This window comes from Rhodoplanes roseus, assembly GCF_003258865.1.
Classification (GTDB): Bacteria; Pseudomonadota; Alphaproteobacteria; order Rhizobiales; family Xanthobacteraceae; genus Rhodoplanes; species Rhodoplanes roseus.
In genome coordinates this window covers 1-3,310 of record NZ_NPEX01000443.1, presented here as the reverse complement: position 1 = coordinate 3,310, position 3,310 = coordinate 1, and the positions used below count along the sequence as shown (strand labels likewise).

General features: G+C 67.0%; 6 protein-coding genes. All 6 read left to right on the top strand.

Translation table 11 applies throughout. The features are described from left to right. A partial coding sequence (locus CH341_RS29795) for a phosphoribosyl-dephospho-CoA transferase MdcG domain-containing protein (RefSeq protein WP_281023733.1) occupies positions 1–259 on the top strand: 259 nt, incomplete at its 5' end. Beyond that, complete coding sequence (locus CH341_RS29790; RefSeq protein WP_245431316.1) at positions 259–471, top strand: biotin/lipoyl-containing protein; 213 nt, start codon at positions 259–261, stop codon at positions 469–471. The genes CH341_RS29795 and CH341_RS29790, both read left to right, overlap by 1 nt. A gap of 68 nt (positions 472–539) precedes the next feature. Further along, a complete protein-coding gene (gene madL, locus CH341_RS29785) occupies positions 540–956 on the top strand; it encodes a malonate transporter subunit MadL (protein ID WP_111423024.1) in 417 nt (138 codons plus the stop codon). Between the two features lie 10 nt (positions 957–966). Continuing rightward, entirely contained in the window at positions 967–1,740 is a 774-nt protein-coding gene (gene madM, locus CH341_RS29780; protein ID WP_111423021.1) for a malonate transporter subunit MadM, read from the top strand. Positions 1,741–1,861: 121 nt separating this feature from the next. Next, on the top strand, positions 1,862–2,962 hold the full coding sequence (gene bioB / locus CH341_RS29775) for a biotin synthase BioB (protein ID WP_111423019.1): 1,101 nt from the start codon (positions 1,862–1,864) through the stop codon (positions 2,960–2,962). A 37-nt stretch (positions 2,963–2,999) separates the two neighbouring features. Further along, positions 3,000–3,310, top strand: a 311-nt coding sequence (locus tag CH341_RS29770; RefSeq protein ID WP_281023732.1) for a tripartite tricarboxylate transporter substrate-binding protein, incomplete at its 3' end; no start/stop codon positions are given.

Here is a 3,310-nt window from a genome sequence, read left to right as displayed (position 1 = left end):
GCTCGCCGCCTTCGCGGGGGCGGCCGCCGTGATCGGCCGCCGCCACGGCCTGCGGCTCGATGCCGAGGTCGATCTCGCCAACGGCTACGGCGTCAAGCTCGCCGAGCTGTTCTCGGAGTCGCGCACCGTGCTGGGCCGCAGCCTGGCCGATGTCCGCCTCCTCTCCCGCGACGAGGCATTGCGGGCGGTCGCTCCGGGCCGGAGCCCGGCGGCGTCGCACGCTCCTGCATACCCGCTCGAACTTCAACAAGGAGTCTGATGATGGATCTCAAAGCCAAGATGCCTTCGAAGGTGGATGCCCTGAAGGTCGCCGTCGGTGACGCGGTCTCCAAGGGAACCGAGGTCGCCGTGCTCGAGGCGATGAAGATGAAGACGCCGCTGCTGTCGCCCGTCGACGGCACGGTGAAGTCGATCTCTGTCGCCGTGGGCGACCGGCTGAAGCCCGGCGGCCTCATCATGGTGATCGAATAAGTGCGCGACCGGTCCGGAGCCTCGCTCCGGACCACGAGCGATCCTCGACCGACCATCTGGGGGTAACTATGGTCATCTACGGGGTTATGATTCTCGGCATCTGCATGTTCGTGGGCACGGCCATAGGCCTCGTCCTCGGCAAGCTGCTAGGAATCGACGGTGACATCGGCGGCGTCGGCTTCTCCATGCTGATTCTGGTGTTCCTGACGAACTATCTCAAGCAGAAGGGCATGATGCCCAAGACGACCGAGCAGGGCATCCTGTTCTGGAACGCGATGTACATTCCGGTCGTCATCGCGATGGCGTCGACCCAGAACGTTCTCGCCGCCCTGAACGGCGGGATCGTCGCGCTGCTCGCCGGCATCGTGTCGGTGGTGGTGCTGTTCCCGCTGATCCGCATCCTCTCCGCATGGGCCGGAGCGGCGACCTCGACGTTCGGTGACGAGGAAACCGTCCCGGCCGGCGCGCAGCCGAAGAAGGCCTGAGGAGCGAGTCATGGATCTCAGCTACAAGTTCCTGATGGAGCTCACGCAGCCGCGTGCTCTCATCTTCGCCTTCGTCTTCGTCGGCGCGCTGACCTGGCTGTGCTACCAGTTCTCCGACAAGATCACCCGCGGCCGGGTGCACGGCTCCGCCGTCGCCATCATCGTCGGCCTGATCCTGGCTTTCGTGGGCGGCATGCTGACCCACGGCAAGCGCGGCATCGCCGACGTGCCGCTGTTCGCCGGCTTCGCCCTGATGGGCGGCGCCATGCTGCGCGACTTCTGCATCATCTCGACCGCCTACGGCGTGCGGATGGAGGAGCTGAAGAAGGCCGGCATCGCCGGCGTCCTTTCGCTCGTCGTCGGCACCTTCGTGGCGTTCGTGGTGGGCGTGGTCATCGCCTACGCGTTCGGGTATCGCGGCACCGTCGACCTCACCACGATCGGGGCCGGCGCCGTGACCTTCATCGTCGGCCCGGTCACCGGCTCGGCGATCGGGGCCAGCTCGGACATCATCGCGCTGTCGATCGCCGCCGGCGTGGTCAAGTCCATCGCCGTCATGATCCTGACGCCCCTGCTGGCCAAGCCGTTCGGCCTGACCAACCCGGCGGCCGCCATGGTCTATGGCGGCCTGATGGGCACGACCAGCGGCACAGCGGCGGGTCTCGCCGCCACCGACGCGCGTCTGGTGCCCTACGGCGCCCTGACGGCGACCTTCTACACCGGCTTCGGCTGTCTGGTCTGCCCGTCGGTCTGCTACATCGTCATGCGGATGATCTTCGGGTGATCCGTCGCGTATGCTGTGCCGACATTCGCCGGCACGTTCGGATCGTGTATCCGTAAAACACCTATTGGCGGCTGGGGTCCCACCCCCGTATCCCGGCCGTCAACCATCGAGGTCTCGCCCCATGGACGATCGTACTGTCATCATCCCCACCGATCTCGCTTCGAGCGTCGCCCCGACGCACGGCGGCGCCGTTCGTAACGACTGGACGCGGGCCGAGATTCGCGCGCTGTTCGACTTGCCGTTTCCCTCGCTGATCTTCGAGGCGCAGCGCATTCACCGGACTAATTTCGATCCGAACGAGATTCAAATCTCGTCGTTGCTGTCGATCAAGACAGGCGGATGTCCGGAAGACTGCGGCTACTGCCCGCAGAGCGCCCGGCACAAGGACAAGCTCCCGGCCGAGAAGCTGATGGAGGTCGAGAAGGTGCTGGCCGAGGCGCGCCGCGCCAAGGCGGCCGGTTCGACCCGGTTCTGCATGGGCGCCGCCTGGCGCAGCCCGAAGGAGCGCGACCTCGACGTCGTCTGCGCCATGGTCGAGGGCGTCAAGGATCTCGGCATGGAGACCTGCATGACGCTCGGCATGCTGTCGCCCGAGCAGGCGCTGCGGCTCAAGGAATCGGGCCTCGACTACTACAACCACAACATCGACACCTCGCCGGAATTCTACGGCAACATCATCACCACCCGGACCTTCCAGGATCGCCTCGACACGCTCGCGGCGGTGCGCGAGGCCGGCATCAATGTGTGCTCCGGCGGCATCGTCGGCATGGGCGAGGGCCGCGAGGACCGGGTCGGCATGATCCACTCGCTGGCCACCATGCCGGAGCATCCCCAGTCGGTGCCGATCAACATGCTGGTGAAGGTGAAGGGCACGCCGCTCGAGGACGAGAAGGACTTCGACGCGTTCGAGTTCGTGCGCACCATCGCGGTCGCCCGCATCGTCATGCCGAAGTCTTTCGTCCGCCTCTCGGCCGGCCGCGAGAAGATGAGCGAGGAGATCCAGGCGCTGTGCTTCCTGGCCGGCGCCAACTCGATGTTCTACGGCCCGAAGCTGCTCACCACCCCGAATCCCGGTCCCGACCGCGACCTGCAGCTCCTCGACAAGCTCGGCATGACGACCATGGCGGGGCAGGGCGGCGAGGCGACGGCGGAGGTCAATCCTGCGGCATGCGCCGAGGAAGGCGACGAGCCCCTGCTCACCGGGCGGGCCTGCCACGGTTGATCCGCGGCACGGACCCGAGATCGGACCGGAGATCGACATGGAGCCTCGTCCAGGACTCACGCGGCGCGCCCTCGCGGCGGGCTGCCTCGCCGTCGGAGCGGCCGCGGTCGTCGCCGCGACCGTGCGGGCGAGCGGCCCCACCGTGTGGCCCGACCGGCCCGTGCGGATCATCGTTCCGTATCCGGCCGGTGGCTCGGTCGATCTGTTGTCCCGCATCGTGGCAGAGAGGCTCGAGGCGCGCTTCGGCCACCCCTTCGTGATCGAGAACAAGCCCGGCGCCGGCGGCAATATCGGCAGCCAGATGGTCGCCAATGCGACGCCGGACGGCTACACGCTGCTCTATGCGGG

Coding starts and splice junctions, on each gene's coding strand:
- CH341_RS29790 (WP_245431316.1), top strand. CDS start 259: ATGATGGATCTCAAAGCCAAGATGCCTTCGAAGGTGGATGCCCTGAAG.
- madL (WP_111423024.1), top strand. CDS start 540: ATGGTCATCTACGGGGTTATGATTCTCGGCATCTGCATGTTCGTGGGC.
- madM (WP_111423021.1), top strand. CDS start 967: ATGGATCTCAGCTACAAGTTCCTGATGGAGCTCACGCAGCCGCGTGCT.
- bioB (WP_111423019.1), top strand. CDS start 1,862: ATGGACGATCGTACTGTCATCATCCCCACCGATCTCGCTTCGAGCGTC.